The 25366-nt window shown below is 42.6% G+C and carries 19 protein-coding genes; 15 read left to right on the top strand and 4 right to left on the bottom strand.

Annotation, left to right across the window (positions count from 1 at the left end; translation table 11 throughout):
- Positions 1-126 precede the first annotated feature (126 nt).
- The 11 genes from AB6D58_RS08240 (at position 127) to rmf (ending at position 18121) form a co-directional block, all read left to right on the top strand.
- Entirely contained in the window at positions 127-810 is a 684-nt protein-coding gene (locus AB6D58_RS08240) for a hypothetical protein (protein ID WP_017068918.1), read from the top strand.
- A 217-nt stretch (positions 811-1027) separates the two neighbouring features.
- Positions 1028-3634, top strand: coding sequence for an aminopeptidase N (gene pepN, locus AB6D58_RS08235; RefSeq protein WP_372156940.1), 2607 nt, complete (start codon positions 1028-1030; stop codon positions 3632-3634).
- A gap of 219 nt (positions 3635-3853) precedes the next feature.
- Positions 3854-4072, top strand: coding sequence for a DUF2835 domain-containing protein (locus tag AB6D58_RS08230; protein WP_004733645.1), 219 nt, complete (start codon positions 3854-3856; stop codon positions 4070-4072).
- Positions 4073-4300: 228 nt separating this feature from the next.
- Positions 4301-9142, top strand: a complete 4842-nt coding sequence (locus tag AB6D58_RS08225; RefSeq protein ID WP_017066961.1) for an NAD-glutamate dehydrogenase — start codon at positions 4301-4303, stop codon at positions 9140-9142.
- 330 nt (positions 9143-9472) lie between these two features.
- Positions 9473-10483, top strand: coding sequence for a quinone-dependent dihydroorotate dehydrogenase (gene pyrD / locus AB6D58_RS08220; RefSeq protein ID WP_017063847.1), 1011 nt, complete (start codon positions 9473-9475; stop codon positions 10481-10483).
- 206 nt (positions 10484-10689) lie between these two features.
- Complete coding sequence (locus AB6D58_RS08215) at positions 10690-11238, top strand: cell division protein ZapC (protein ID WP_017063848.1); 549 nt, start codon at positions 10690-10692, stop codon at positions 11236-11238.
- A 507-nt stretch (positions 11239-11745) separates the two neighbouring features.
- Entirely contained in the window at positions 11746-13866 is a 2121-nt protein-coding gene (gene rlmKL, locus AB6D58_RS08210) for a bifunctional 23S rRNA (guanine(2069)-N(7))-methyltransferase RlmK/23S rRNA (guanine(2445)-N(2))-methyltransferase RlmL (RefSeq protein ID WP_017059679.1), read from the top strand.
- 25 nt (positions 13867-13891) lie between these two features.
- Entirely contained in the window at positions 13892-14152 is a 261-nt protein-coding gene (locus AB6D58_RS08205; RefSeq protein ID WP_019823251.1) for a glutaredoxin family protein, read from the top strand.
- Positions 14130-16046 (top strand): ABC transporter ATP-binding protein, encoded by a 1917-nt coding sequence (locus AB6D58_RS08200; RefSeq protein ID WP_136982182.1) that lies wholly within the window; start codon positions 14130-14132, stop codon positions 16044-16046. Before AB6D58_RS08205 ends, AB6D58_RS08200 begins: the two co-directional genes overlap by 23 nt.
- Positions 16047-16055: 9 nt before the next feature.
- Complete coding sequence (locus AB6D58_RS08195) at positions 16056-17786, top strand: DUF3466 family protein (protein WP_136982181.1); 1731 nt, start codon at positions 16056-16058, stop codon at positions 17784-17786.
- A gap of 161 nt (positions 17787-17947) precedes the next feature.
- Positions 17948-18121 (top strand): ribosome modulation factor, encoded by a 174-nt coding sequence (gene rmf / locus AB6D58_RS08190; protein WP_017059676.1) that lies wholly within the window; start codon positions 17948-17950, stop codon positions 18119-18121.
- Between the two features lie 252 nt (positions 18122-18373).
- Here rmf and fabA read toward each other — a convergent pair whose 3' ends face one another.
- Positions 18374-18889 carry a bifunctional 3-hydroxydecanoyl-ACP dehydratase/trans-2-decenoyl-ACP isomerase gene (fabA, locus tag AB6D58_RS08185; RefSeq protein WP_017059675.1) on the bottom strand — a complete coding sequence of 172 codons (516 nt, stop codon included), beginning with the start codon at positions 18887-18889 and terminating at the stop codon, positions 18374-18376.
- Between the two features lie 70 nt (positions 18890-18959).
- Positions 18960-20612, bottom strand: a complete 1653-nt coding sequence (locus tag AB6D58_RS08180) for a Lon protease family protein (RefSeq protein ID WP_017066880.1) — start codon at positions 20610-20612, stop codon at positions 18960-18962.
- 189 nt (positions 20613-20801) lie between these two features.
- Between AB6D58_RS08180 and matP the strand changes: the two genes are divergently transcribed.
- The 4 genes from matP (at position 20802) to AB6D58_RS08160 (ending at position 23371) form a co-directional block, all read left to right on the top strand.
- A complete protein-coding gene (gene matP, locus AB6D58_RS08175; RefSeq protein WP_010440786.1) occupies positions 20802-21257 on the top strand; it encodes a macrodomain Ter protein MatP in 456 nt (151 codons plus the stop codon).
- 23 nt (positions 21258-21280) lie between these two features.
- The gene (locus AB6D58_RS08170; RefSeq protein ID WP_017059672.1) at positions 21281-21589 is read left to right on the top strand and encodes a DUF3634 family protein; all 309 of its coding nucleotides are present in this window, start codon (positions 21281-21283) and stop codon (positions 21587-21589) included.
- 105 nt (positions 21590-21694) lie between these two features.
- Complete coding sequence (locus tag AB6D58_RS08165; RefSeq protein WP_136982179.1) at positions 21695-22006, top strand: hypothetical protein; 312 nt, start codon at positions 21695-21697, stop codon at positions 22004-22006.
- Between the two features lie 144 nt (positions 22007-22150).
- Positions 22151-23371 (top strand): hypothetical protein, encoded by a 1221-nt coding sequence (locus tag AB6D58_RS08160; protein ID WP_017066879.1) that lies wholly within the window; start codon positions 22151-22153, stop codon positions 23369-23371.
- Positions 23372-23471: 100 nt separating this feature from the next.
- Here AB6D58_RS08160 and AB6D58_RS08155 read toward each other — a convergent pair whose 3' ends face one another.
- On the bottom strand, positions 23472-24074 hold the full coding sequence (locus tag AB6D58_RS08155) for a DUF2971 domain-containing protein (RefSeq protein WP_136982178.1): 603 nt from the start codon (positions 24072-24074) through the stop codon (positions 23472-23474).
- Positions 24075-24412: 338 nt separating this feature from the next.
- On the bottom strand, positions 24413-25015 hold the full coding sequence (locus AB6D58_RS08150) for a porin family protein (RefSeq protein WP_017059668.1): 603 nt from the start codon (positions 25013-25015) through the stop codon (positions 24413-24415).
- Between the last annotated feature and the right edge of the window lie 351 nt (positions 25016-25366).

Below are 25366 nucleotides of genomic sequence, written 5' to 3'. Positions count from 1 at the left end.
AAGTATTATTTTTCGAGTGATAATGACATTTAAGTTACTTCGCACTTAAAATTTAGTGACTTAGATCATATTTTTTCGCTTTCTATTCATTACGTGCCTAAGCTTAAAGAAAACGAGGGGACGCTTATGAAATGGATTCTACTATTTTTATCTTGTTTAAGTTTTGTGGCTTTTGGGAGCGAGGTCGCTTCGAGTAACCAACAATCAAAAAGTGATAGTAATCTATCTCATTTTGACCTTCCTTTGCTGCTTGGTGATTGGTATTTGATGAATCCTGATCCTGAGCAAGGCACTGAAAACTTTAGAGCGATCAAGCTCACTCTTGATTCAAACTACTCATTCACTATCGATATCCAAAAGAAAGACTACAGTGTCGATCATTGGGAAGGTTTGTATAACGCCAATGAAGACACGATTATTTTGGGTTTGAATACCTCAGAACCTCAGGTTTACGCGTACAGCAGTAATCACAACATGCTGAATCTTAACGGTGTTATGTTCACTAAGGCCTTGCCAAATGCATTGGCGGGAATCTGGTCAAGCGCCCAACTGTCTGGAAGCGATCTACGTGCGAGTAACATTCAAAAAATGGATTTAGTCCTTCAGCCGGACTTTATATTCATGTTCCGAGTATCAGATGAAGAAGGTGGTGAAGTCATTCGTCGCGGGGTGTATTACACAGAAGGCGATCAACTAGTGTTACTTTATGAGAACGGTGAACACGGCACTCGATATACACTGAACAGCGATGTGTTAACGCTGCAAGGTGAAGAGGGAGATATGTTTGCGGTACTCAATCGCATTCGATAATCGTCAGTTTTAGCAGTAACGGCGTACTCGTTGATAATATTGTGCACAGTTCATTTCTTAGGCGTTCCTGTCTGATTTGATTGATAAAATAGCAAAACATGGAGGCATTTTCTTACAATGCCTCCTTTTTTTAATATTCCCCTTGTTTTATTGGCGCTCAACCTTTAGATATATACAGTTAAAAATAATTACGTATAACGATCAAAAGGAACCCGTCATGGCACATACACCTCAAGCCAAGTATCGTAAAGATTATCAATCACCATCTCACACGATTTCTGAAATCGAACTTACTTTCGATTTGTACGACTCAGCATCCATTGTTACGGCTGTTTCTAGTGTTAAGCAGGAGAAAGACAGCACGACATTAGTACTTGATGGTGAAGGCTTGAAGTTGGTTTCTGTTTTGGTTGAAGGCAACGAATGGACTCAGTACGAGCAGTCTGAAACTCAACTTACGCTGAATGACCTTCCAAAAGAATTTACTCTAACCATCGTTACCGAAGTTAACCCTGAAGGGAACAGTGCACTTGAAGGCTTGTACAAGTCGGGTGGCGCGTTCTGTACTCAATGTGAAGCTGAAGGTTTCCGCCGTATCACTTACTACATGGATCGCCCAGATGTGTTGGCGAAATTCACTACAACGGTAATTGCAGACAAAGCAGAGAACCCATTCTTATTAAGTAATGGTAACCGTGTAGATGAAGGTGAAGCTGAAAACGGTCGTCATTGGGTGAAGTGGCAAGACCCACATCCAAAACCAGCGTACTTGTTTGCTTTAGTAGCGGGTGACTTTGATGTACTTCGTGACGCATATACAACGCAGTCAGGTCGTAATGTCGATCTAGAAATCTTTGTCGACAAAGGCAACCTAGACCGCGCAAATCACGCGATGGTTTCTTTGATTAACTCAATGAAGTGGGACGAAGAGCGTTTCAATCTTGAGTATGACTTAGACATCTACATGATCGTAGCCGTTGATTTCTTCAACATGGGTGCGATGGAAAACAAAGGCCTGAACGTATTCAACTCTAAGTTCGTTTTAGCGAACGACCAAACAGCAACAGATACTGACTACCTAGGTATCGAAGCAGTAATCGGTCACGAATATTTCCATAACTGGACAGGTAACCGAGTCACTTGTCGTGACTGGTTCCAATTAAGCTTGAAAGAAGGCTTAACGGTTTTTCGTGATCAAGAGTTTTCATCTGATCTTGGTTCTCGCGCAGTAAACCGTATCAACAATGTTCGTATTATTCGTGGGCCACAATTCGCTGAAGATGCGAGCCCAATGTCTCACCCAATTCGCCCTGAAAAAGTGATAGAAATGAATAACTTCTACACATTAACGGTGTACGAAAAGGGCAGTGAAGTGATCCGAATGATCCACACATTGTTGGGTGAGGAAGGTTTCCAAAAAGGCATGAAGCTGTACTTTGAACGTCACGATGGCACGGCGGCAACATGTGAAGACTTCGTAGCGGCAATGGAAGATGCATCGGGTGTTGATCTGTCTCAGTTCCGTTTATGGTACAGCCAGTCTGGTACGCCGACGCTTTCTGTTGAAAGCCACTACGATGCAGAGAAAAAAGAGTACACGTTAACGACTCGCCAAGTAACAGCGCCAACTCATGAGCAAACCGAAAAGCAGGCTCTGCATATTCCACTAGATATCGAGCTATACACAGCTGCGGGTGAAGTTGTTGAGTTACAATGTAACGGTAAGCCAGTTCATAATGTATTAGATGTGAAAGAAGCAGAGCAAACGTTCGTGTTTGAAAACGTTTCTGAGCAACCGATCCCATCATTACTTCGTGAATTTTCTGCGCCAGTGAAATTGGAATATGACTACTCAGATGAAGAACTGATCTTCTTGATGGTGAATGCTCGCAATGAATTCTCTCGTTGGGATGCGGGTCAAATGCTATTAGCGAAGTACATCCGCAGTAACGTGGAGAAAGTTCAGCAGGGTCAAGCGTTTGAGCTTTCTGATTCTGTTGTTGATGCATTCCGTGGCGTACTGCTGAGTGATTCACTAGAGCCTGCGTTTATTGCAGAAATGCTTTCTCTACCAAGCCACAATGAAGTATCGGGTTGGTACGAGCGCGTTGATATTGATGCGGTCGCATCGGTTCTTAACTCGATGAAAGTTACATTAGCTGCAGAACTTGAAGACGAGTTAGCGGCGGTTTATCACAGCCACGCACTAACAGAATACACGATCGATCACGATTCGATTGGTAAGCGTACTCTACGTAAAGTTTGCTTAAGTTACTTAGCTCATACTGGGCAGGGTAATGACTTGGTTGTTGCGATGTATCAACAAGCGAATAACATGACAGATACGATGGCAGCAATGGGCGCGGCAAACAGTGCACAACTACCATGTCGTGAAACCTTGATGGTGGATTACAGTGACAAGTGGAAACACGATGGTCTTGTTATGGATAAGTGGTTTGCATTGCAAGGTACAAACCCAAGTTCAAACGCACTTGAAGTGATCAAAGCGTCGATGTCGCACCAGGCGTTCAGTTTGAAGAACCCGAACCGTACCCGTAACTTGGTCGGTTCATTCTTAAACATGAACCCGGTTCAATTCCACGACAAGTCTGGTCAAGGCTATGCATTTGCAGGCGAGATCTTACGTGAACTGAACAGCAGCAACCCGCAAGTGGCTTCACGTCTGATTGACCCGCTACTTAAGTTCCGTAAGTACGATGATGAACGCCAAGCTCTGATCAAAAAAGAACTAGAGACGTTAAAGAACATGGACAACCTAGCAAAAGACTTGTTTGAGAAAGTGACGAAAGCACTAGAGGCTTAAGTCAGCGCGCATTCAGGTAACTGTTTGCTAATAAGCGGTTTACTAATAAACTGTTTGCTATAATGAAAGGTCATCAGTGGTAGAGAATATCTGCCACTGATTTTTTGTTTCTGGTTCATCGAATTTTCGATAAGCTAGAGCAGCTTCAAGTTCAGTTTCACCGTCAGACATCTAAAAGTGCCAAAAAACACTGGCACTGTATATTTATACAGGTATCGTATGAATCGCTATATTTTCCAACTTAACATCTCATATCAGCAGTTTTTGGCCAGCTATTCTGGCGCCGCAAGTAAAGTTCAAGTGATAACAACAACAGGTTTACGCTTACAGTTACCTGCAACTCGGTTCAGACCATTTCTTACACAAATAGGGGTTAGAGGGCAGTTTAGGCTGACAACTGACCAAAAAAATAAGTTTATTAAGTTAGAAGCTCTGTAAACCTTGGCGTGCCTAGTGAGTTAAAAGGAATCTTAATCACATAATCAAACATTTCAGCTCTTACCACCTCCAAAACAATTAACTATTTTTCAATAATGCTTTTACAATAAATGAATGCATTACCTTTGCTTAACTCGTTAGTAGAAAAGCGCTCAACGGCACGTTTCAAACACCAGATTAAGTGATCCCCCTAATAATAAAATATAATTCTAATTGTGGAGTGTGACTATGACCGCACGTGAAACTGTGGTTCCAGTTTTACTTGAAAAAGTTTACAAGCTGATTCAAGACAAACTTGACCTTGCTCATCGACCTCTCGTAACTCAACTTGCTCAACACTTGTTTAGTAACGTTTCTCACGACGATCTAACTCAGAGAAACGAATCCGATTTATATGGTGCTGTAGTTAGCTTATGGCATCACATCAATGAAAAGAAAGCCGACGAAATCTCTGTACGCGTATTCAACCCGACGGTAAGTCGTCAAGGTTGGCAGTCTACTCATACTATCGTTGAGATAGTCGTTCCAGACAGTCCATTCCTTGTTGATTCCGTAAAAATGGCATTGACTCGCCTAGACCTTTCTTCTCACCTTATGCTTCATAACCCAACACAAATCTCTCGCTCAGATAAGGGCAGTGTTGTCGGTGTAAGCAATAACGAAGGTGCATTCCAATCGCTTTTCCATATCGAAGTTGACCGTCTGAGTAGTAAAGCTGAAATGACAGCACTTAAAACGGAGTTGCTGGATATCTTTACCGACACTAGCTTAGTCGTGAACGATTGGTTGAAGATGGTTGAAAGACTTGAAGAAGTGACCAATCAAGTTGAACAGCAAAAAGAGAGCATTCCAGTAGACGGCCAGCGCTTTGATGAAACGTTGGCGTTTCTTCGTTGGTTAGGCCAACACAACTTTACATTCATGGGTTATAAGGAATATGACCTAGTTTCAGTTAACGGCGACACTGAACTGCAACCGACCAAGGAGCAAGGTCTTGGTTTGTTTGCGAACTCAGATCGTGTACGTAACGTTAAGCTATCTGAGTTTTCTGATTCGGCACGTCTTGAAGCGAAAAAGCCTTATGTGCTTATCGTAACCAAGGGCAACACGGCTTCACGCATTCACCGCCCAGCTTACAACGATTACATTGGTATTAAGAAGTTCGATAAGAACGGTAAGGTCATTGGTGAGCACCGCTTTACTGGTCTTTACACATCTGCCGTTTATAACCAAACCGTTGAAACGATTCCTCTTGTTCGCGAGAAAGTAGAACGTATTTTGGATGCGAGTGGTTACCGTGAAGGTTCATACTCTTACAAAGCGCTGCACAACATTCTTGAAAACTACCCACGTGATGAACTGCTGCAAGCTCGAGAAGAAGAGCTACTAGAAGTCGGTACGGGCGTAGTACAAATGCAAGATCGCGATCTCCTGCGTTTGTTTGTTCGCAAAGACCCGTTTGGTCGTTTCTTTAGCTGCATGGTTTACGTAACAAAAGATCGTTACAACACTGAGCTTCGTCGCCAAACACAGCGCATCTTGAAACAGTACTTTGGTTGTGAAGAAGAGGTTGAATTTACAACGTACTTCTCTGAAAGCCCGCTAGCAAGAACGCACTATATTGTTCGTGTTGATAACAACAACATGGATGTGGACGTGAAAACAATTGAGCAAAATTTAATGGAAGTATCGTCTACGTGGGATGACCGTCTGTCTGAATCTATCATTGCAAACTTCGGTGAAAGCAAAGGTCTTCCATTGTCGAAAGAGTACATGCGTGCATTCCCACGTTCGTACAAAGAAGACATGATGCCAGGTTCTGCTGTTGCCGACATTGAACGTTTAGAAGCGCTAAGTGAAGACAACAAACTGGGTATGCTTTTCTACCGTCCTCAAGAAGAAGCGGCAGATTCAAAAGCCGTTCGTTTGAAGTTGTTCTACCACAGCGATGAGCCAATTCACCTTTCTGATGTTATGCCAATGCTTGAAAACTTTGGCCTACGCGTTATCGGTGAATCTCCATATGAAGTGCGTAAAACCAACGGTGTGACCTATTGGATCCTTGATTTCTCTATGCTGCACAAGAGCGATAAGACCATTGATCTTCGTGAAGCTCGCGATCTTTTCCAACAAGCCTTTGCGGCAATCTGGGCGGGTGAGTTAGACAGCGATGGTTTCAACCGCTTAGTACTTGGCGCTGGTCTTTCTGGCCGTGAAATCTCAATCTTACGTGCTTATGCTCGTTACATGCGTCAAGTTGGTTTCCCATTCAGCCAACAATACATTGAAGACACATTGTCTCATTACCCAGAATTAGCGAAAGGGCTAGTGAGCCTATTCGGCAAGCGTTTTGACCCGAAACTGAAGGGCAGCGTAAAAGGCCAACAAGATCTTATTAAGAAGATCACTGAACAGTTGGATCATGTAGAAAGCTTGGATGATGATCGTATCATTCGTCGCTACATGGAAATGATCACTGCAACGCTTCGTACTAACTACTACCAAGTAGACGAGAATAAGCAGTCTAAACCTTGGTTGGCTCTGAAAATGAGACCAAGCGAGATTCCAGATATCCCTGCGCCGGTTCCTGCGTTTGAGATCTTCGTTTACGCACCAGACATTGAAGGTGTGCATTTACGTGGCGGTAAAGTAGCACGCGGTGGTTTACGTTGGTCAGACCGTCAAGAGGACTTCCGTACTGAGATTCTAGGCCTAGTTAAAGCGCAACAAGTTAAGAACACGGTTATCGTACCGGTTGGTGCTAAAGGTGGTTTCGTTTGTAAGCGTCAACACATGATGTCTGGCCGAGACGAGATCTTTGCTGAAGGTCAACGTTGTTACAAGCGCTTCATCCGTGCATTGCTAGACGTTTCAGACAACATCATTGAAGGTGAGGTTATCCCACCTAAGAGCGTTGTTCGTCACGATGAAGATGACCCATACTTGGTTGTTGCAGCCGATAAAGGCACCGCGACATTCTCAGATCTAGCGAACTCAGTAGCTGAAGAGTACAACTTCTGGCTAGGTGATGCGTTTGCATCGGGTGGCTCTAACGGTTACGACCACAAAGCCATGGGTATCACGGCGAAAGGTGGCTGGGAATCGGTTAAACGTCACTTCCGCGAAATGGGTATTAACTGTCAAAGCACAGACTTCACTGCCATTGGTGTGGGTGATATGGCGGGTGACGTATTTGGTAACGGTATGCTGCTATCTAAGCACATTCGCTTGCAAGCTGCGTTTAACCACATGCACATCTTCATTGACCCGAATCCAGAATCAGCATCAAGCTGGGTAGAGCGTGACCGTCTGTTTAATCTGCCTCGTTCAAGTTGGGAAGATTACAATAAAGACCTGATTTCTCAAGGTGGTGGCATCTTCTCTCGCCGAGCGAAGTCTATCTCTTTGACACCTGAAATTCAGAAAATGCTGGGTACCAAGAAAGCATCAATGGCACCAAACGACTTGATCAAAGCGATCTTGTCTATGAAAGTTGATCTACTTTGGAACGGCGGTATTGGTACTTACGTTAAGTCTTCTAGTGAGACTCATACCGATGTGGGTGACCGTGCAAATGACGTGCTACGTATCGATGGCCGTGACCTGAAAGCTAAGGTTGTTGGTGAAGGCGGTAACTTGGGTATGACTCAATTGGGTCGTATTGAATACGCTCTAACGGGCGGTCGAGTTAATACTGACTTTGTCGATAACGTTGGTGGTGTAGATTGCTCGGATAACGAAGTTAACATTAAGATCTTCTTGAATGGCTTGGTGTCTAATGGTGATCTTACCGTTAAGCAACGTAACCAAGTTCTTGAATCTATGGAAGATGAAGTAGGTGAAATCGTACTAGACGACGCTTACTGCCAAGCTGAGTCTATCTCTGTTACTGAGCATCAAGGTGTAGGCTTAGTGAAAGAGCAAATCCGCTTTATCCACACAATGGAAAAAGCCGGGTACTTAGACCGTGGTTTGGAATACATCCCAGATGACGAAACGCTGCTAGAACGTGAGAAGCAGGGCCAAGCACTAACAAGACCAGAGCTATCAGTATTGATCGCTTACGGTAAAATGGTTCTAAAAGAAGATCTTGTGAGTGATGACATTGCGAATGATGAGTTCCATGCTCAACAACTGATGCAATACTTCCCAACAGAGTTACGCCGTAACTACTCTCAGCACATGGATAACCATCCACTTCGTGCAGAGATCATTGCGACTGCGCTTGCTAACCAAATGGTTAACGAGATGGGCTGTAACTTCGTGACTCGCTTGCAAGAAGAGACGGGCGCGAACATTGTTGATATTGCGAATGCTTACGCGGCATCACGTGAAATCTACGGCCTGGGTAAGGTATTGAAGAGCATCCGTGAACTGGACAACATCTCAAGTTCTGAAGCTCAATACGAATTGCTTTACCATGTACGTCGTACGCTTCGTCGTCTAGCACGCTGGTTGCTAAGAAACCGTACCGGTAAACAGTCAGTGAATGCATTGATTGAGCTTTACCAAGGTGATGTCGTCGCAATTACTGAGAAGCTGGATGAAAACCTAGTGGCTTCAGAAGTAGAAGAGCATCAAGCAATGGCTCAAGTATGGATTGACCAAGGTGTAAACGCTGAGCTGGCTAATTCAGTGGCTCGTTTGTCTAGCCTGTACTCAGCACTGGATATATCTACAGTGGCTCGTGAAACAGGTAAAACAGTACAGCAAGCGTCTAAGCTTTACTTCAACCTAGGCGACCGTTTGTCACTGCACTGGTTCTTGAAGCAAATCAATGGCCAAGCTATAGACAACAACTGGCAAGCACTGGCGCGTGCAGCATTCAGAGAAGATCTGGATTGGCAGCAACGCCAGTTAACTGGTCAAGTACTTAACTGTGGTTGTGCTTCAGATATCGATGTGATTAAAGCGCTTGATGACTGGATGGAAAGTAACTCTGTTTCTCTACATCGTTGGGAAAGCATCCTAAACGAATTCAAAGTAGGTTCTGTTCATGAGTTTGCTAAGTTCTCAGTAGCACTGCGTGAATTGATGCTGTTGAATCTAAACTGCATGTCAAAAGACTAGTTACTAGATAAGACGAAAAAGTATAAGGGCAGGCCAAAAGGTCTGCCTTTTTCGTTTCGGTAAAGTGGAAACAATAGGCCTAACGACTTTTGAAGAACAAACTTCGACGCAAACGTTGTTTGTTGTTAAGTGACCTGATGGCTGTACTAAGGTTGAGATTAGAAATGGCTTAATAACTTGAAGAAACGATAACGTTTGCTTAATAATGAACCTCATTCGTTAGCAAACTTGATTATCTTACCCTTACAGACAGTAATAGATTGAATAGTTGGGTAAATAAGTAAATAATAGCGCCCCGTTTACACGGGGCTTTTTTCTATCGGAGGCACAATGCTTTACCGTCTAGCCAGAACTGGCTTTTTCCAACTTGATGCCGAAAAGGCACATGATCTTGCAATTCAAAATTTCAAGCGCTTCACAGGCACACCTATTGATCTTTTGTATCGCCAACAGTTACCTCACCGACCTGTAGAGTGCATGGGTCTTACTTTTAAAAACCCAGTTGGCCTTGCTGCTGGCCTAGATAAAAACGGCGAATGTATTGATGCATTTGGCGCAATGGGTTTTGGTTTCGTAGAAGTAGGAACAGTGACTCCGCGTCCGCAAGCGGGTAACGACAAACCTCGTTTATTCCGTCTTGTTGAAGCTGAAGGTATCATCAACCGCATGGGTTTTAACAACCTAGGCGTCGACAACCTTGTTGAGAATGTTAAGAAGTCGAACTACGATGGCATCTTAGGCATTAACATTGGTAAGAATAAAGACACACCAATTGAAAAGGGCGCTGAAGATTACTTGATCTGTATGGAGAAGGTATATCAATACGCTGGTTACATTGCTGTGAACATCTCTTCACCAAACACTCCAGGACTTCGTTCTCTACAATACGGCGAAGCTCTAGACGATCTATTGTCTGAACTTAAAACGAAACAATCTGAACTGGAAGAGAAGCATGGTAAATATGTTCCTCTTGCTCTTAAGATTGCTCCGGATCTAAGCGACGACGAAATTCGCCAAATTTGTGAATCATTGATCAAAAATAAGATCGATGGTGTGATCGCAACAAACACAACATTGGATCGTTCAATCGTTGAAGGTATGAAACATTGTGATGAAGCGGGTGGCCTAAGTGGACGTCCTGTTCAATCTCGTAGTACTGAAGTAGTTCGTAAACTTCACGAAGAGCTGGGTGACAAACTGCCGATCATTGGAGTAGGTGGTGTTGACTCGTATGTTGCTGCAAAAGAGAAAATGATGGCAGGCGCTAAGCTTGTACAAGTTTACTCTGGTTTCATTTACAAAGGTCCAGGCCTTGTAGGTGACATCGTTAAAAATCTTTAAACGGCAAGACGCTTTTATTTCTGAAAAGCGACAATCTGGCATCGTCTTAATAAAAGAGACACTGTAACTCACTGAGTTGTAGAGAAAAGCGACAAGAAAGAGGAATTCATTTCCTCTTTTTTTTTGCCTATTGCTCAGTAAAATTACTGTAATTGAAGGTAATTTTGCGTTTTACCTAATGGAATGGTTCAACAGTGTGAGACGAAATGATGCTTAAACCTAGCGATACATGGAGTTGGTATTACGATGAGCAGCAATGTTCATTAATGCTAAACCTCGGAGAGGATATGATTTTCAAAACGAATCTGGTCCGCAATAAGCTGGTGGACTGCGCGTTTCGAGATAATGAATTCACCGTTGATGACGCATCTTCATACCAAACCTTCAAAGAACAAATTTCTGGCTTAGAACTGTCTGAGCCTCGTCAAGCTGAATTAGCACTCTATTGTGTGGCAGCAAAGCGTTTCCATAAGCCTGTACAGCCTAAGAGTTGGTTCTTCGACTCACAAGGTACTGGCCATGAATATCCTCAAGAAGGGGATATTGTACAAATGAATAACGAGCATAGCTTAGGGTATTTCATTGTATTAGAAGTGGGAGAGTGTGCGAGCCTATGTGCATTTGTTGACCTAGAAGAGTTCCTGTTAACGCCTTCAAAAGGGTTACGCTTTGGCGACTCGATTAAGGTCATGCACGATAGAATGGTAGACGCGAACGCTATCCTTCATCAGACACACATAGCGATGGTAGGTTAACCTCTAATCTAGCACATCATTTCAACCACGCATCGCAGCACACAAACGTATAAACCTTCCTCAGAATCGGCTCATTAGCCGATTTTTTTGTGCCTAAAAAACCTCATCCTGATAAATACATCACGGCTTAACCATTTAAATAGTGAACTTACGACTATTTTTTCACCTTAATTTCTGCCCGTTTTCATCGCCAGAAGAGTAAATCTACCGTCTTTATTCCCTGTTTTTGGTCTTTTGTAGTTAAATTTCATCCATAAATCTCATTTGGTATATACCAGTTTTGAGGTGAATATAAATTCACATTGCTACTTTGGTTAATAAGTGGTCAGAAATGAAGTTGGTTTGATAGGTCTTATGTTCTAAGGGGATGTGGGTAAGCGATCGCTTCAACACTGTGCATTTGCTAGCCAGTTAGTCGAAAGATTCAATGAAAAGACGTGTTTAGTGTGATGCTCTAGTTACAAATTCAGGTATAATCGAACTCATTTTTATCAATAAAAGAACACTATGAATCAATATCTAGCGGTTACCTCAAACGGCCTTGAGAATTTATTAGTTGAAGAACTAACCCAACTAGGGATTACAAACGCAAAACCTGTTCAAGCAGGTGTTAAATTCAAAGCGACCAATGAGCAAATTTATCGTTGTTGTTTGTGGAGCCGTTTGGCTTCTCGATTTGTACGTGTCCTTTCTGAATTCACTTGTATGGACGACATGGATTTGTACCTATCAACCACTGCGGTTAACTGGGTAAATCAATTCCATAGCTCTAAGCGTTTTGTTGTTGACTTCAATGGTACGAACAACGAAATCCGTAATAGCCAATACGGTGCGATGAAAGTAAAAGATGCCGTTGTTGATTGCTTTGAGAAGAAGTCTTTACCTCGTCCTTCTATTAGCAAAGAGAACCCAGACATTCGTATCCACGTTCGTTTACACCGTGATAAAGCGATTCTTGGTGTTGATATGGTAGGTAGCGGTCTTCACCAACGTGGTTACCGTCCTGAATCAGGTCGAGCACCACTACGTGAAACTCTTGCTGCCGCGATTCTTCTTCGTAGTGGTTGGGACGCAACTAAGCCTTTCCTAGATCCAATGTGTGGTTCAGGTACGTTAGTGATTGAAGCGGCGATGATGGCTGCAAACATGGCTCCAGGTGTTAAACGTCAGAAGTGGTGTTTTGAATCACTAGAAGATTTCGAACCAGAGCTATGGGCTGAAGTGAAAGCTGAAGCGAACGTTCAAGGTCGTCGTGGTGTTAAGAAAGTGGAATGTAAGTTCTATGGCTACGACAATGATGAACGTATGATCAAAACAGCGCGTGACAATGCTCGTCGTGCCGGTGTTGAAGAGTTGATTGAATTCGAAGTAGGCGATGCTGCAAAACTTAAACGCCCTACGGAATTTACGGATGGTGTGATTGTTTCTAACCCGCCTTATGGTGAGCGTTTAGGTACCGAGCCGGGTCTTATTGCACTTTACACAGCATTCGGTGCACAGCTCAAAGCTGAATTTGGTGGCTGTAACGCATCTATCTTCTCTAGCTCAGACGAGCTACTAAGCTGCTTACGCATGCGTGCAGATAAACAGTTCAAGTTGAACAACGGTGCGTTACCGTGTCACCAAAAGAACTACTCAATTTCAGATCGTCCGATGTCAGAGCGTCCATCAGGCGAGCAAGAACAATTGATTGCACCTGATTTCGCGAACCGTCTTAAAAAGAACATCGGTAAAATTGGCAAGTGGGCTAAGAAAGAGCAATTAGATTGTTACCGTATCTACGATGCGGACTTACCAGAATACAATGTAGCGATTGATGTATACCCAGGTCACCTTGTGATTCAAGAATACGCAGCGCCTAAAGATGTACCGGAAGAGAAGGCAAAACGTCGCTTAACCGATATCATCCGTGCTTCTATTCAAGTAACAGGCGTAGAAGCAAACAACGTTGTGCTTAAAGTTCGTCAGAAACAGAAAGGCCGTTCTCAATACCAGAAATTGGCTCAAGACTCATCGAACTTAGAAGTGAACGAGTATGGCGTTAAGCTGATTGTTAATCTTCATGATTACCTAGATACCGGGTTGTTCCTAGATCATAAGATCACTCGTCGTCGTATCGGTGAGATGGCCGCAGGTAAGGATTTCCTAAACTTGTTTGCTTATACAGGAAGTGCATCTGTTCATGCTGCTGTGGGTGGTGCTCGTTCTACAACTACTGTTGATATGTCTAATACCTACCTAGAGTGGGCGAAAGAGAACATGGAGCTTAACGGTCGTGTTGGTCGTCAACATCAGTTTGTTCAAGCTGACTGTCTACAATGGCTAGCTAAAGAGCAGGGTTCTTATGATCTGATCTTTATCGATCCACCTACGTTCTCTAACTCAAAGCGTATGGATCAATCTTTCGATGTTCAACGTGATCACATTCAGCTGATGGAAAACCTTAAACGTCTTCTTCGTGAAGAAGGCACGATTGTGTTCTCTAACAACAAGCGCCACTTCAAAATGGACTTGGAAGCTCTAGATGAGTTAGGTCTTAAGGCTCAGAATATCTCAGCGAAGACACTTCCATTGGACTTCTCTCGCAATAAGCACATTCATAATTGCTGGTTGATTACACATAAGTAGTTAAGAGATCGTATAAGGATATATAGTGCTGACTCTCTACAGTACAGAAGGGTGCCATCTATGTGAGATGGCATTCCAACTCACGGAACAGTTAAACATTAGCCATCACGTCAACGTTGTTGACATTGCATTTGATGATGAGCTCTTTTCCCGTTACGGGGTCACTATTCCGGTGCTCAAATTTGAAAGCTCTGACCTTTCTCAAAGCTCAGAGCTTAACTGGCCATTTGGCTTGTTAGAACTTAATGATTGGTTAAAGAAGAATGGCATTACTTACAATTCATAATGGGCAATTAGCATTTGGTGATCACCCATTATTAGATCGTGCGGACTTCGTGCTGCAAGAAAACGAACGTGTATGTTTAGTAGGGCGCAATGGCGCTGGTAAGTCGACATTGATGAAAATCCTATCTGGAAACATCATCATGGACGACGGTAAGATGCAAATCACGCAAGATGTGGTTGTATCTCGCCTTGAGCAAGATCCACCGCGCAATGAGCAAGGTACCGTTTATGATTACGTTGCTGGTGGCCTAGCGGAAATCGGTGAACAGCTGAAGATCTATCATGATCTTCTGGATCTCATCGGTACTGACCCTAGTGAAAAGAACCTAAATCGTCTTACTCGCGTTCAAGAACAACTGGATCATGCGAATGCATGGCGCTTTGAAGATCGCGTAAGCAACGTATTGGCTGCACTTAAGTTGACAGCTGAAACAAAGCTGACTGATTTATCTGGTGGTTGGCAACGTAAAGCGGCGCTTGCTCGTGCGCTTGTATGTGACCCTGACGTGCTTCTACTTGACGAACCGACTAACCACTTGGATGTTGCGACCATTGAATGGTTAGAGGGTTTCCTGAAAGACTTCCGCGGTTCAATCATCTTTATCTCGCATGACCGTGCGTTCATTAAATCGATGGCAACACGTATTGTCGATCTTGATCGCGGTAAATTGAGCTCTTTCCCGGGCGATTACGAAAATTACCTTGTTGAGAAAGAAGAGGCGCTTCGTGTTGAAGAAATGCAAAACGCTGAATTCGATAAGAAGCTTGCTCAAGAGGAAGTTTGGATTCGTCAGGGCATCAAAGCTCGTCGTACTCGTAACGAAGGCCGTGTTCGTGCGCTTAAGAAGCTACGTGAAGAACGTTTGAACCGTCGTGAAGTGCAGGGCAAAGCGATTATCCAAATCGACGATGGCCAGCGTTCAGGCAAGATTGTATTTGAAGCTGAGAATCTTAACTTTGGCTTTGAAGGCAAAGAAATTGTTAAGGACTTCAGCTTCAACATCATGCGTGGCGATCGAATCGCTCTGATTGGTCCTAACGGTTGTGGTAAGAGTACGGTACTTAAGCTGCTTCTTGACCAGCTTAAGCCTGATTCAGGTCGTTTGCATTGTGGTACTAAGCTTGAAGTCGCTTACTTTGACCAATACCGCGAAATTCTAGACCCTGAGAAGTCTGTAATTGATAACCTCGCGGATGGTAAGCAAGAAGTGACCGTAGGTGGCCGTGAGCGTCATGCTCTAAGCTACTTACAAGATTTCTTATTCTCTCCAAAACGTGCTCGCACTCCTGTTAAAGCACTATCTGGTGGTGAGAAAAACCGTCTGTTATTGGCGCGTATTTTCCTTAAGTCGAACAACTTGTTGATTCTCGATGAGCCAACCAACGATCTAGATATCGAAACTTTGGAACTTTTAGAAGATTTGCTTGCCAACTATCAGGGTACGCTGCTTTTAGTGAGCCACGATCGTCAGTTTGTTGATAATACGGTAATGACAAGTTGGATCTTTGAAGGTAATGGCGTTATTGAAGAATTTGTTGGTGGTTACCATGATGCCCAGCAGCAAAGAAAGCAGGCATTAGAGTACCGACAGGTTGAAAAGCCATCAAAGCCCGAGAAAGTAGTTGAGGAAACTCCCAAAACTGCGCCAGTTAAGGCTAAACCTAAGAAGTTATCGTATAAGCTACAACGAGAACTAGAAGCGCTACCAATGCGTTTAGAAGAATTGGAAACTCAAATTGAAACTCTTCAGGAAGAAGTCAACGATCCCAGCTTCTTTTCAAAATCTGTAGAGCAGACACAACCAGTTTTAGATAAGCTATCTGCAGCAGAGCAGGAGCTTGAAGTTGCTTTTGAGCGCTGGGAAGAGCTCGAGGCACTACAACAGGAAAGTTAAGAAGTAATAATGACTTGTACTAAATTTAAATTAACTACAGTTGCAGCATTAGTTTTAGCTGCAACTAATGCCAATGCTGCGCTTTACAAGGTCGTTGAAGTCACTCCTTCAATTACAGGTGCCTCTGAAATCAATGGTGTGGCGATTCAACCTGGTGTTGCGACAGACGGAACGAATGAGCTTGCGTTAGGTTGCTTCGATTCAGCTGCAACCAACTGTACCGATAGTGCATTTAAACTTGCTGGTGAGACTCGCGATACGCTTGAAGCGGTAAGTTATCGTGAAGAAGTACCATTCGCAATGGATGCACCATTTCAGTACATTCAAGAGCGTGATGATTTCGAAAACTATTGTTATCGAGAGCTGAGATATTCTACATGTGAAAGTTGGGCTGAAAACCGTTGGAATGACACTTGGAGTAAGGAAAGAAATGACCTTACTCACGTAAATGCGAAAGCGTTTGTTGAAGGTGGGGATACTTTTGAAACTCGCAATACGGTAATCAATTCTTTAGATGAGAATGCCCAACCTGTGGGGATCAAATCCAAAGATGATATTCGCAATAATGCATTGTTTACGACGACAGCGGCGCCAACTGGAGCTTCAGAAACTCGTGCTTGGAAAGCGATAACGGCAAGCAACGGTACCGTTTACAATGTAGGTAGTATCTCTGAAGAGTTTGATCCGACTGACACTTCTGAACCAGATAAGGCGTTTGCTTCTAAAGCGGCAATTTGGGGTGGCACAACAACAAAAGAAATTGATTGGGTCAGAAGTGGTAATGCCCAACAAGGCGATTATTTTGCTCAAGGCAGTATGCGTTCAATTGTTGAGTCGAGTTCGATCTTTTATGGTGTCGGTTACAACACTGTAGATGGGAATGGCGACCTTCAAGACATGAACGCAAGTGTTTTTGTTAGTGATTCATTAGACATTTCAGGCTCTTGGTCAACGAAAGTTATTAGCGGTGCAGAGGTTAAGTCTGGTTCATCTAACGATGATGCGAGATACAGTAACTCCGTTGCTACTGACATCAACGATAACTTGTTTGCTGTGGGTTATTCTAAGCGTAATGGTTATGTACCAGAGAGCGGTAGTGCAGGTAACAAGATTTTCGTTGTTACGGATGCATCTGCAGTGACTCCGACGGCAACATACCTGTCTGGTGGTATCTTCTTTGGTGGCTCAAGTGGTGAAGCTAAAGCCGTTAACAACTTCAATGAGTTTGTCGGTCAAATAGATGCAGAAACCACTCGTGAGGTTGATGGTAGTGAGCGTAGACATAGAGGCTTTATCTACCCTTACGATCTCCCGTCTTCAACTGATGAACGCCGTGTTGATATTTTTGGTGGTAAAGCATGGTGGTTAGATGACTTAACAAATGATGGTGATGCGTCTAGTCACAATAACCAATTTAGAATCATTGATGCGACGGATATCAATGATGCTGGCGTGATTTCAGCAACGGCTATCAAATGTACAGTCGACGGTAATGATAAGCCTTATGACACAACATCACACAACTCATACTGTGGTGGTGCCTCATCTAACGCAGTCGAAAAGGTTGTAGCTGTTAAGCTTATCCCAATCAAGGGAGCAAGGTATGACACTGGCTCTGACATTGATAGCGTAGTAACTCGTAGCACCGACACCGAGAAAGTTGAGCGCCAAGGTGGTAGCCTAGGTTGGTTAACTTTGACTGTGCTTGGTCTATTAGGGTTCCGCAGAAAATTTAAATAATTTTATCTCCTGAGCCCGAGTTCACAATTCTGAACTCGGGCTTTTTTTCACCTTGAGAAAAGTGAAAATTTGACCGATTCTTAAAGTTGGAGTCACAAAAACTCCGTAAAGTTGTAATCATTGTATGTTAGTAAATGTAACACCCGTATGAGGACTGCACTATGAAGAGACAAAAGCGTGATCGACTAGAACGAGCACAATCTCAAGGCTACAAGGCTGGTTTAAATGGACGGTCGCAAGAAGCTTGCCCATATAGCCAAATGGATTCTCGGTCTTATTGGTTAGGTGGATGGCGTGACGCCAAAGATGACAAGCAATCAGGTCTCTATAAGTAGATAGGGCGTAAAGAATTCAAGGTCAGGGCTCCATTGTCTGTTGATTACAACGGCTGGAGCCTTGTTAGTTTCAGAACAACACAAAGACTCCCAGAGCTATGTAGCATTCTAGTTTCGCTATCATAAGCGTATCGCTGGTGGATTTATCCTGTTTCAAGCTTAATACGGGATACTTTAATGCACTATAACTAAATTTATTGGAACGAAAATAAAGCAGCCATGGGCTGCTTTACTAAAAATCTAACTATTAGATTAGAATGCTGACGTATCTTGGAAAAGGCCAACTTTCAAATCTTTAGCAACGTAGATCTCTTTACCATCAACAAGTACGCGACCATCCGCAAGGCCCATAACTAGACGACGGTTAACAACACGCTTCATGTGGATCTCGTAAGTTACTTTTTTCGCTGTAGGCAGAATTTGACCAGTGAATTTCACTTCGCCAACCCCTAGAGCACGACCTTTACCTTCGCCGCCAACCCAACCAAGGTAGAAACCAACCAGCTGCCACATTGCGTCAAGGCCTAGACAACCAGGCATTACAGGGTCACCTGGGAAGTGACAATCGAAGAACCATAGGTCAGGAGTAATATCCAGCTCAGCAAGAACTAAACCTTTACCGTAATCACCTTCAGTTTCAGACATCTTAGTGATGCGATCCATCATTAGCATGTTCGGTGCTGGTAGTTGAGGGCCTTGTGGCCATAGTTCGCCTTGGCTTGATGCTAGAAGCTCTTCGCGAGTGTAAGAATCACGTTTGTTTTGCATTATCAATTACTCCGATTTTTGATAGGTGCATATTAGTGAACAGGTGTACGCTAAACAAGTCCGATCAGTACTAGACAAACCAGTTTTTAATGCGTCCAACGATTCCAATAGGGTGCTCATGTCTTTCAAAGTTTTCAATACGTTCCGCGATTTTACTCAGAACGCTTTCTTGTTCATCGTCTCTAAATGGTTTGTTCATAATGAGAGGAATTGCTTCGTCTACATTAGACACAGACCAAATATGGAATTCTTCATTCTTAATGCTTTCAATAAGGTCAGGCTTTAGTGCAAGATGCCTTAAGTTCGATCTTGGAAGGATCACACCTTGTTCGCCTGTTAAGCCGTTGTGCTTACACACATGGTAGAAGCCTTCGATTTTCTCGTTTAGCCCGCCAACAGCTTGCACACGTCCAAATTGGTCAACTGCACCTGTAACCGCAATTTGTTGATTGATAGGGTATTCAGACAAAGCACTAACCAGAGAACACAACTCCGCAAGAGAAGCACTATCGCCATCTACTTCGCAGTAAGACTGCTCAAATACTACGGAAGCTGCGTATGGTAATGGATCTTCAAGGTTTAGTGCGCTGCTCACAAATGCTTGCATGATCATCATGCCTTTAGCATGAAGATTACCACCCAGCTCGGCTTTGCGCTCAACATCGGCAATATCACCATCACCAAAGTGAATAACACAGGAAATTCGTGCAGGTTCACCATACGATATTGGGTGTCCCGGAACATCGATGACCGTCAATCCATTAACTTGACCAACTTGTTCACCTTCAGTTTCGATAATGACTTGGCCATCACGAATATCATCAAGGGCGCGTTCTGGTAGATAAGATTCACGGTTGTATTTGTGCTGTTGAGCTTGCTGGATATGGTGAATATCAATCTCACCATTGTCGGCTTCAATCAAAGCTTCGTTCAATAACGCGTTGTGCCAAATAGGGCACAGTGGGATATAGCTTTGATCTTCGGTTTCTCTTGCTCCGGCAGTAAGAATGCCAGTCAACGCTTGTTGCGTGATGTTTGGTAATTCATAGCGTTGTTGAAGCCACTTAAGGTAACCAAGATATTGAGTCAGAGTGTCTTCTGAGAGCTTAATGTCCTGTTCAATTTCGCTGAATAGGCAAAAACCGGTTTGAATATCGCTGTCTAGGTAATCAAGGTCACCTAGTTGAGCTCTGTCTCCAACTACAATTAACTTAATATTGTAAGTAAGAGGTAAGGTTGGCGACTGATTCAAGTGTTCAGGGTTACTGCTGATAGGCTCTACAGCTTCACCAAGCAGCGCAGATTTAAGCAGTAACCAGCTTCCTGGGTTTGCCAAGATCAGGTTTGCTGAAACGATCAGATAACCGTTGTTTGCTCTAGCCAGTAGGCCAGGTTTTGTCGCAATAACCTTACCGTCTTTCGATTGAACTTGGTCAAATAGAGAGGCAGCATTTAAAGACTCAGTTTTGATAACCGGCAGAGTGTGATCATCTAAAGCAGTGACTAGAGATTCAACAATCATTTGACGATAGATTGAATTGTCCGGAGCATTTACCAGTAAAACGCGCGAAAGGTTAGACAAGCGAACAAAGCGGGTTAGCGCATCTTTGAATCTATGTTGAATATCTGAAAACGGGAAAGGCGAGATGTCAGGGAATTGCTCTAATTGAGCGCTATATTCGTCGTACTGAGGCGTAACATGTCGCCAATCTACTTGAGTCATTTAAGTTTCTGATTATGATAATGAGGTAGGGAGTATATAGAAAAACCGATCTCGCTTGTAGCTCTATGTGGTAGTTACTAATCACTAAGCTAATATAAGTATGATCTTGGTCTATTCTTTCAAGACAATAATTGTGAAATAACCTATTCTGGGTTACGCTGTCACTAGGATTAACTCTCGAGATTAGACATGAAATATCAGCAACTTGAAAACTTGGAATGTGGTTGGAAATGGAACTATCTGGTCAAAAAGTGGAAAGAAGGTGAATCGATTACTTGCCATATTGATTCAAGTGAAGCTGACGTTGCTGTTCAAGCCTTATTGAAGCTGGAACACCAGCCTACGGGTGTTCTTGAGTGGATCTCTAACAACATGTCTCCTGAGCTCGATAACAAGCTTAAACAAGCGATCAGAGCTAAGCGAAAACGCCACTTCAATGCTGAACAAGTTCATACAAAGAAGAAATCAATCGACCTTGATTACCGTGTATGGGAAAAGCTATCTCAACGTGCGAACGAGCTAGGTTGTACGCTCTCAGATGCCATCGAGTATTTGGTTAGCGAAGCGTCTCGTAGTGAGCAGGCCAGCAAGACGGTGACTAGCCTCAAAGAAGACTTAAGCAAGCTCCTTTCTGACGATAAATAACCATCAACAGTAGTGGTGACATTATGATGTACGTAATCTTAATCGGTGCGGTATTAGTTTTTTGGTTAGTAGCAGTCGATCGACCGGTATTGAAAATTAAATTTAGCGACGGGGCGATCGAACAAGTTAAAGGGCATCTTCCACCGAGCTTTAAGCACAACCTTCAAGAGATTGGTCATAACAATACCTTTAAAGGCGAGCTAAAAGTGTATGCAAAACGTTCTGGTTACAATCTCAAGTTCACTAAAGATGTTCCTAAAAACGTACAGCAACGTATTCGTAACGTGTTCCCGCATAATGGTTTTAAGTCTAAAGGCTCAAAGAAAGCGTAATCGTTGAGAGTTACGCGTTAGCTGGTCAATCCTCATACTAAGTTAATCCTTCATTTCTCTTAAATCTCCGCATACTGTTCTCACCCTCAACAAAGAGAGAGCAGTATGAGATATCTAGTATTACTATTATGTTTTTTATCCCCAGTCGCTTTTCCCGACGATGCATTGGTTAATCCTGTAGCTAAAAAGATAAAAGTCACCGTCATGAAAGGGCTCAACAAGAGTAATGTTGATTTCGAGGGTTATTGCGATCTGATGATTGAGATGAAGCACTCTAAAGGTTATGCAAGAATCAAAAAGGTGAAAACGTCTGGAGATAGTAAAGTTTGCAAGCAGGCGAAAAAACACCTACCGACGAAGAAAAGGTTCAAATACAGCTTTCCAGAAAAGTATATCCGGCTACATATCACACACTAGCCACTCTCAACGCACTATAACTAAATATCCTTAATTTTATTGAAACAATTTCGTGAACCAATCTCTAATTTCTATTAATATTAGTTTTGTTATAAAGGCAGGATATGCCGATACAAGAGCATTTACGGCAAAGGAAAGTCACGGTTGTTGTTAGCAAATAAAAGTTATACCCCTGAAGTAGTTGAGATCTCAAGGAAGGTCTCAATCAATGTTGAAGCTCGCTTTAATCGATGGTTAATCTCACCTGAATATAAGCTCGCACAATCTACAGTAGACACGTTACTAAGTTTGGAAAATAGGTATTGTGATAGTGTCATATTTGATGAATCTGACCGCATATCTCACAATCAACGTATTTTATTGCGCTGCGAGCAGGATAGAGTCAATGCTCATCGTGAAAAAGTCGACGCGAAGCAACAAACCTTACGATACGTTATCGATGATGTCAGCAATGCCGCTTCTGCGCTAATGCTTGAGAAGCTTCAAGGTACCTTAATAAGTTCGTTGTTTTCAGACTTACCCGATTACAATCAGTTCGCTAGTGTTGCGTATTCGCCATCTTTAAACTTTTCCAAACTCCATGAAATATCCGCGAAAAGTAGGCCATTGAGCTCAAGTTTAATCGAGTTTGTTTCCAATCAAGAGTTTGCAGATAAATATGGAAAGAAATCTAAGGTAATTCTCGATCCAAAAGTTGCAGCACGACAAATAGGAATAGAAAATTGTCGTTTATTGTTCCCATTGTTAATGAGTCAACAGCTGATTAAGTGGAATGATGGCAACATTAAACACATCACACCTAAGGTTTGGCAACACTTGGTCGTGACGTCAAATGCGACTCGAATTCGACTTCAAGAAACGTCGGTTAAAGATCCTAACGTAGGCATTTTACTTGGTGTGTTGAGAGTTCTGCCTTTGTTTTTAATTTGTAACCACTTTTCTTCAACGTTTGAAGACGCATTGGTAAAAACGATGCTTGGTTATCGTGAAGCAAGTGACAAGCATGACGAATATTATGCTTGTACTGAGGTGATGCCAAACACACAGTTTCTTGAATCAATGGTCGAGCAGCTAGAGCTTAAGCTACTAAAAAACCTCGTTGAATTTATAGATTGGAGCCCTGGAAATCAGTTCATCAAGAGGGCACTTCTAGAGGAAGTGAATGACATTCCAGTACTTGAGCGAACGGTTTATGGTGCAGCTTTGGCTCAAGGTAGAAAATATTCTGTTTTCGAGGCGTTAGATAATAGTGAACTATTTAACGTTAAGCACCGACCTTATTGGTTTTCAACTGTTCAAATGTCTATCGCGACGATTGAGCAGATGCAAGATAAAGGATTGGGAAAGCTTACGGTGAACATGTAATAAAAAGAGAGAGTCTCATTAATGTCGCTCTCTTTTTTGTTGCGCTGTAACTTTATGTGAATGTCTTGTTTTGGCGCTAAACAGTAGGATTACACTCTACTTAACTGACCACTTCGAAGGTAAACGACTCTTGCTTTGCTATTGCGTGTTTAACAGGGATACCAAGGCGCTGGCAAGTCATCAGAACTTTCAATTTCCTGTCGGCAGGAGCGTGCTCTGACAGAATCACCGAGCTTAGGCACTCTCTATTAAGGTAGAGTTTATTTCCGATCATCTCGTCATCAGGTAATACCCAGCGGTATTCCTTTTCATAACGCCAATTAGAATGCTTAATTTTGAATATCTCAGCTCCCAGTCTTGATGTTTGTAAACCTCTTAGCGATGCCGGGCGGAACATATTCGGTTCGTCTTCATACTGGACTTCAAAACAGTTGAGATTGGCCTCACCGTTATAGCAGTTGAGATCATACTCGATACACATGCCTTTAAAGTTGTCACCATACTGCGACCATAGTATTGGGTGGTCGCTCGACTGAGAGAAACACATGATCTTAAAGTTTTGTTGAAGCTCTTTGTTGAATACGTGGTTAGATTCAAAAGGGTTATTAAAAGTTTTAGCGTAATCAAACCACAACGAACACTCGGAAATAGATTGTATGTTTCTGTCGTGGAGCGATCTGAACTTATAAAGTTTAGGCAACATATCAAACACCTAGTTTACAAAATTGCCTGATGTTAACACTTTAATTTATTTTTAAGGATTGAATGCATAGCATTTGATTGCTTAATCACCAAATTTATTCATATAACTGTTTGATAGATCAAAATTTAAACACGAAGTAGTAGCCTGTTAAAGTGGTTTATTTTGCGTTAGGACAAAGCTTTCAAGTTGTAACTTTTTACAGAAGATACAACGTAACTTTATTTATGGTTGAATTGAATTGTCAAAGTAGAGGTCGAGTAGGGAAATAGGTGATCAAAATTAAAGCCGAGCTTTAAAAGGACGGCTTTAGTAGTATTGAGCCTACGAGTGAATCAAGTTTAGAAGTGGTACCTTGCACCTAGGTAAGCGGTTTGAGGTGACACATCGATGGATTCAATTTCAACGTTTGCATAGCGGTAACCAATATGGATATCGATGTTGTCTGTTACCATCGCACCAAGCTCAGCACCAACTTGGTAGGCTGCTTCAGACTTAGAGTCTGATACTCCAAAAGCTTTCGCTTCCATATCCATAGAGCCAACACCGGCTAATAAAGATACATACAGATCTAATACGTCACCTTCAACAATAAACTTTGGTTTAATGTTTACGAAGAAAGCATGGCCTTCAATATCCATTAAGTCGTTATAGCTAACTTTTCCGATTTTTCGGTACTCGGCTTCTAGCCCCAGTTTGACGACATCATGTGTATTGAATTCGTAGCCTCCAACCAAGTTATAGCTAAAGTCTGATAGATCAGATGAATCTTCAATGGCGCTGCCACGATATTCTAATTCAGTTTCATTATAAAAGCCGATATCAACACCAGCATAAAAATGACCATGCTCTCTAGGTGAGTTTTCGTTTTCACTAGCAAGCGCCTGCGAGCTGATGCCAAAAAAAGCGGTGAATAGCGATAGGGCGATTGTACTGATTTTCATGTAAAGCCTTCTAAGATAATAAGTTATTCTGTTCCAGAATATGTTAACAAACAAAAGATACTCTAACTAATTGAGAACTAGCCTAAACATCTGATTTTAAAGACTTGTTGGTAATAGAAGTGTCATTATCGCAGTTATGAGACAAGTTAATATAGTCCAGACAGAGGTTAATAGAATTTATGTTGCACTGTAACTTACGATTAGCCAAGTCGTTTATAGAAGTTCGTTTTGGATGGCAACGCAGTTTGGTAACAATGACCGTTGGGCATCAGAAAATTCAAAGTTAGTGGTTTGAAAAACGAGTACGGATGTTACTGATGACGTTGATAGTTGATTCAATTTGGTGAAGAA

Origin of the sequence: Vibrio sp. 10N.239.312.D08 (assembly GCF_041466145.1) — a bacterium.
GTDB classification, from domain to species: domain Bacteria; phylum Pseudomonadota; class Gammaproteobacteria; order Enterobacterales; family Vibrionaceae; genus Vibrio; species Vibrio crassostreae_C.
The sequence above is the reverse complement of the archived record's forward strand: the minus strand, read 5'-3'. Positions and strand labels throughout refer to the sequence as shown.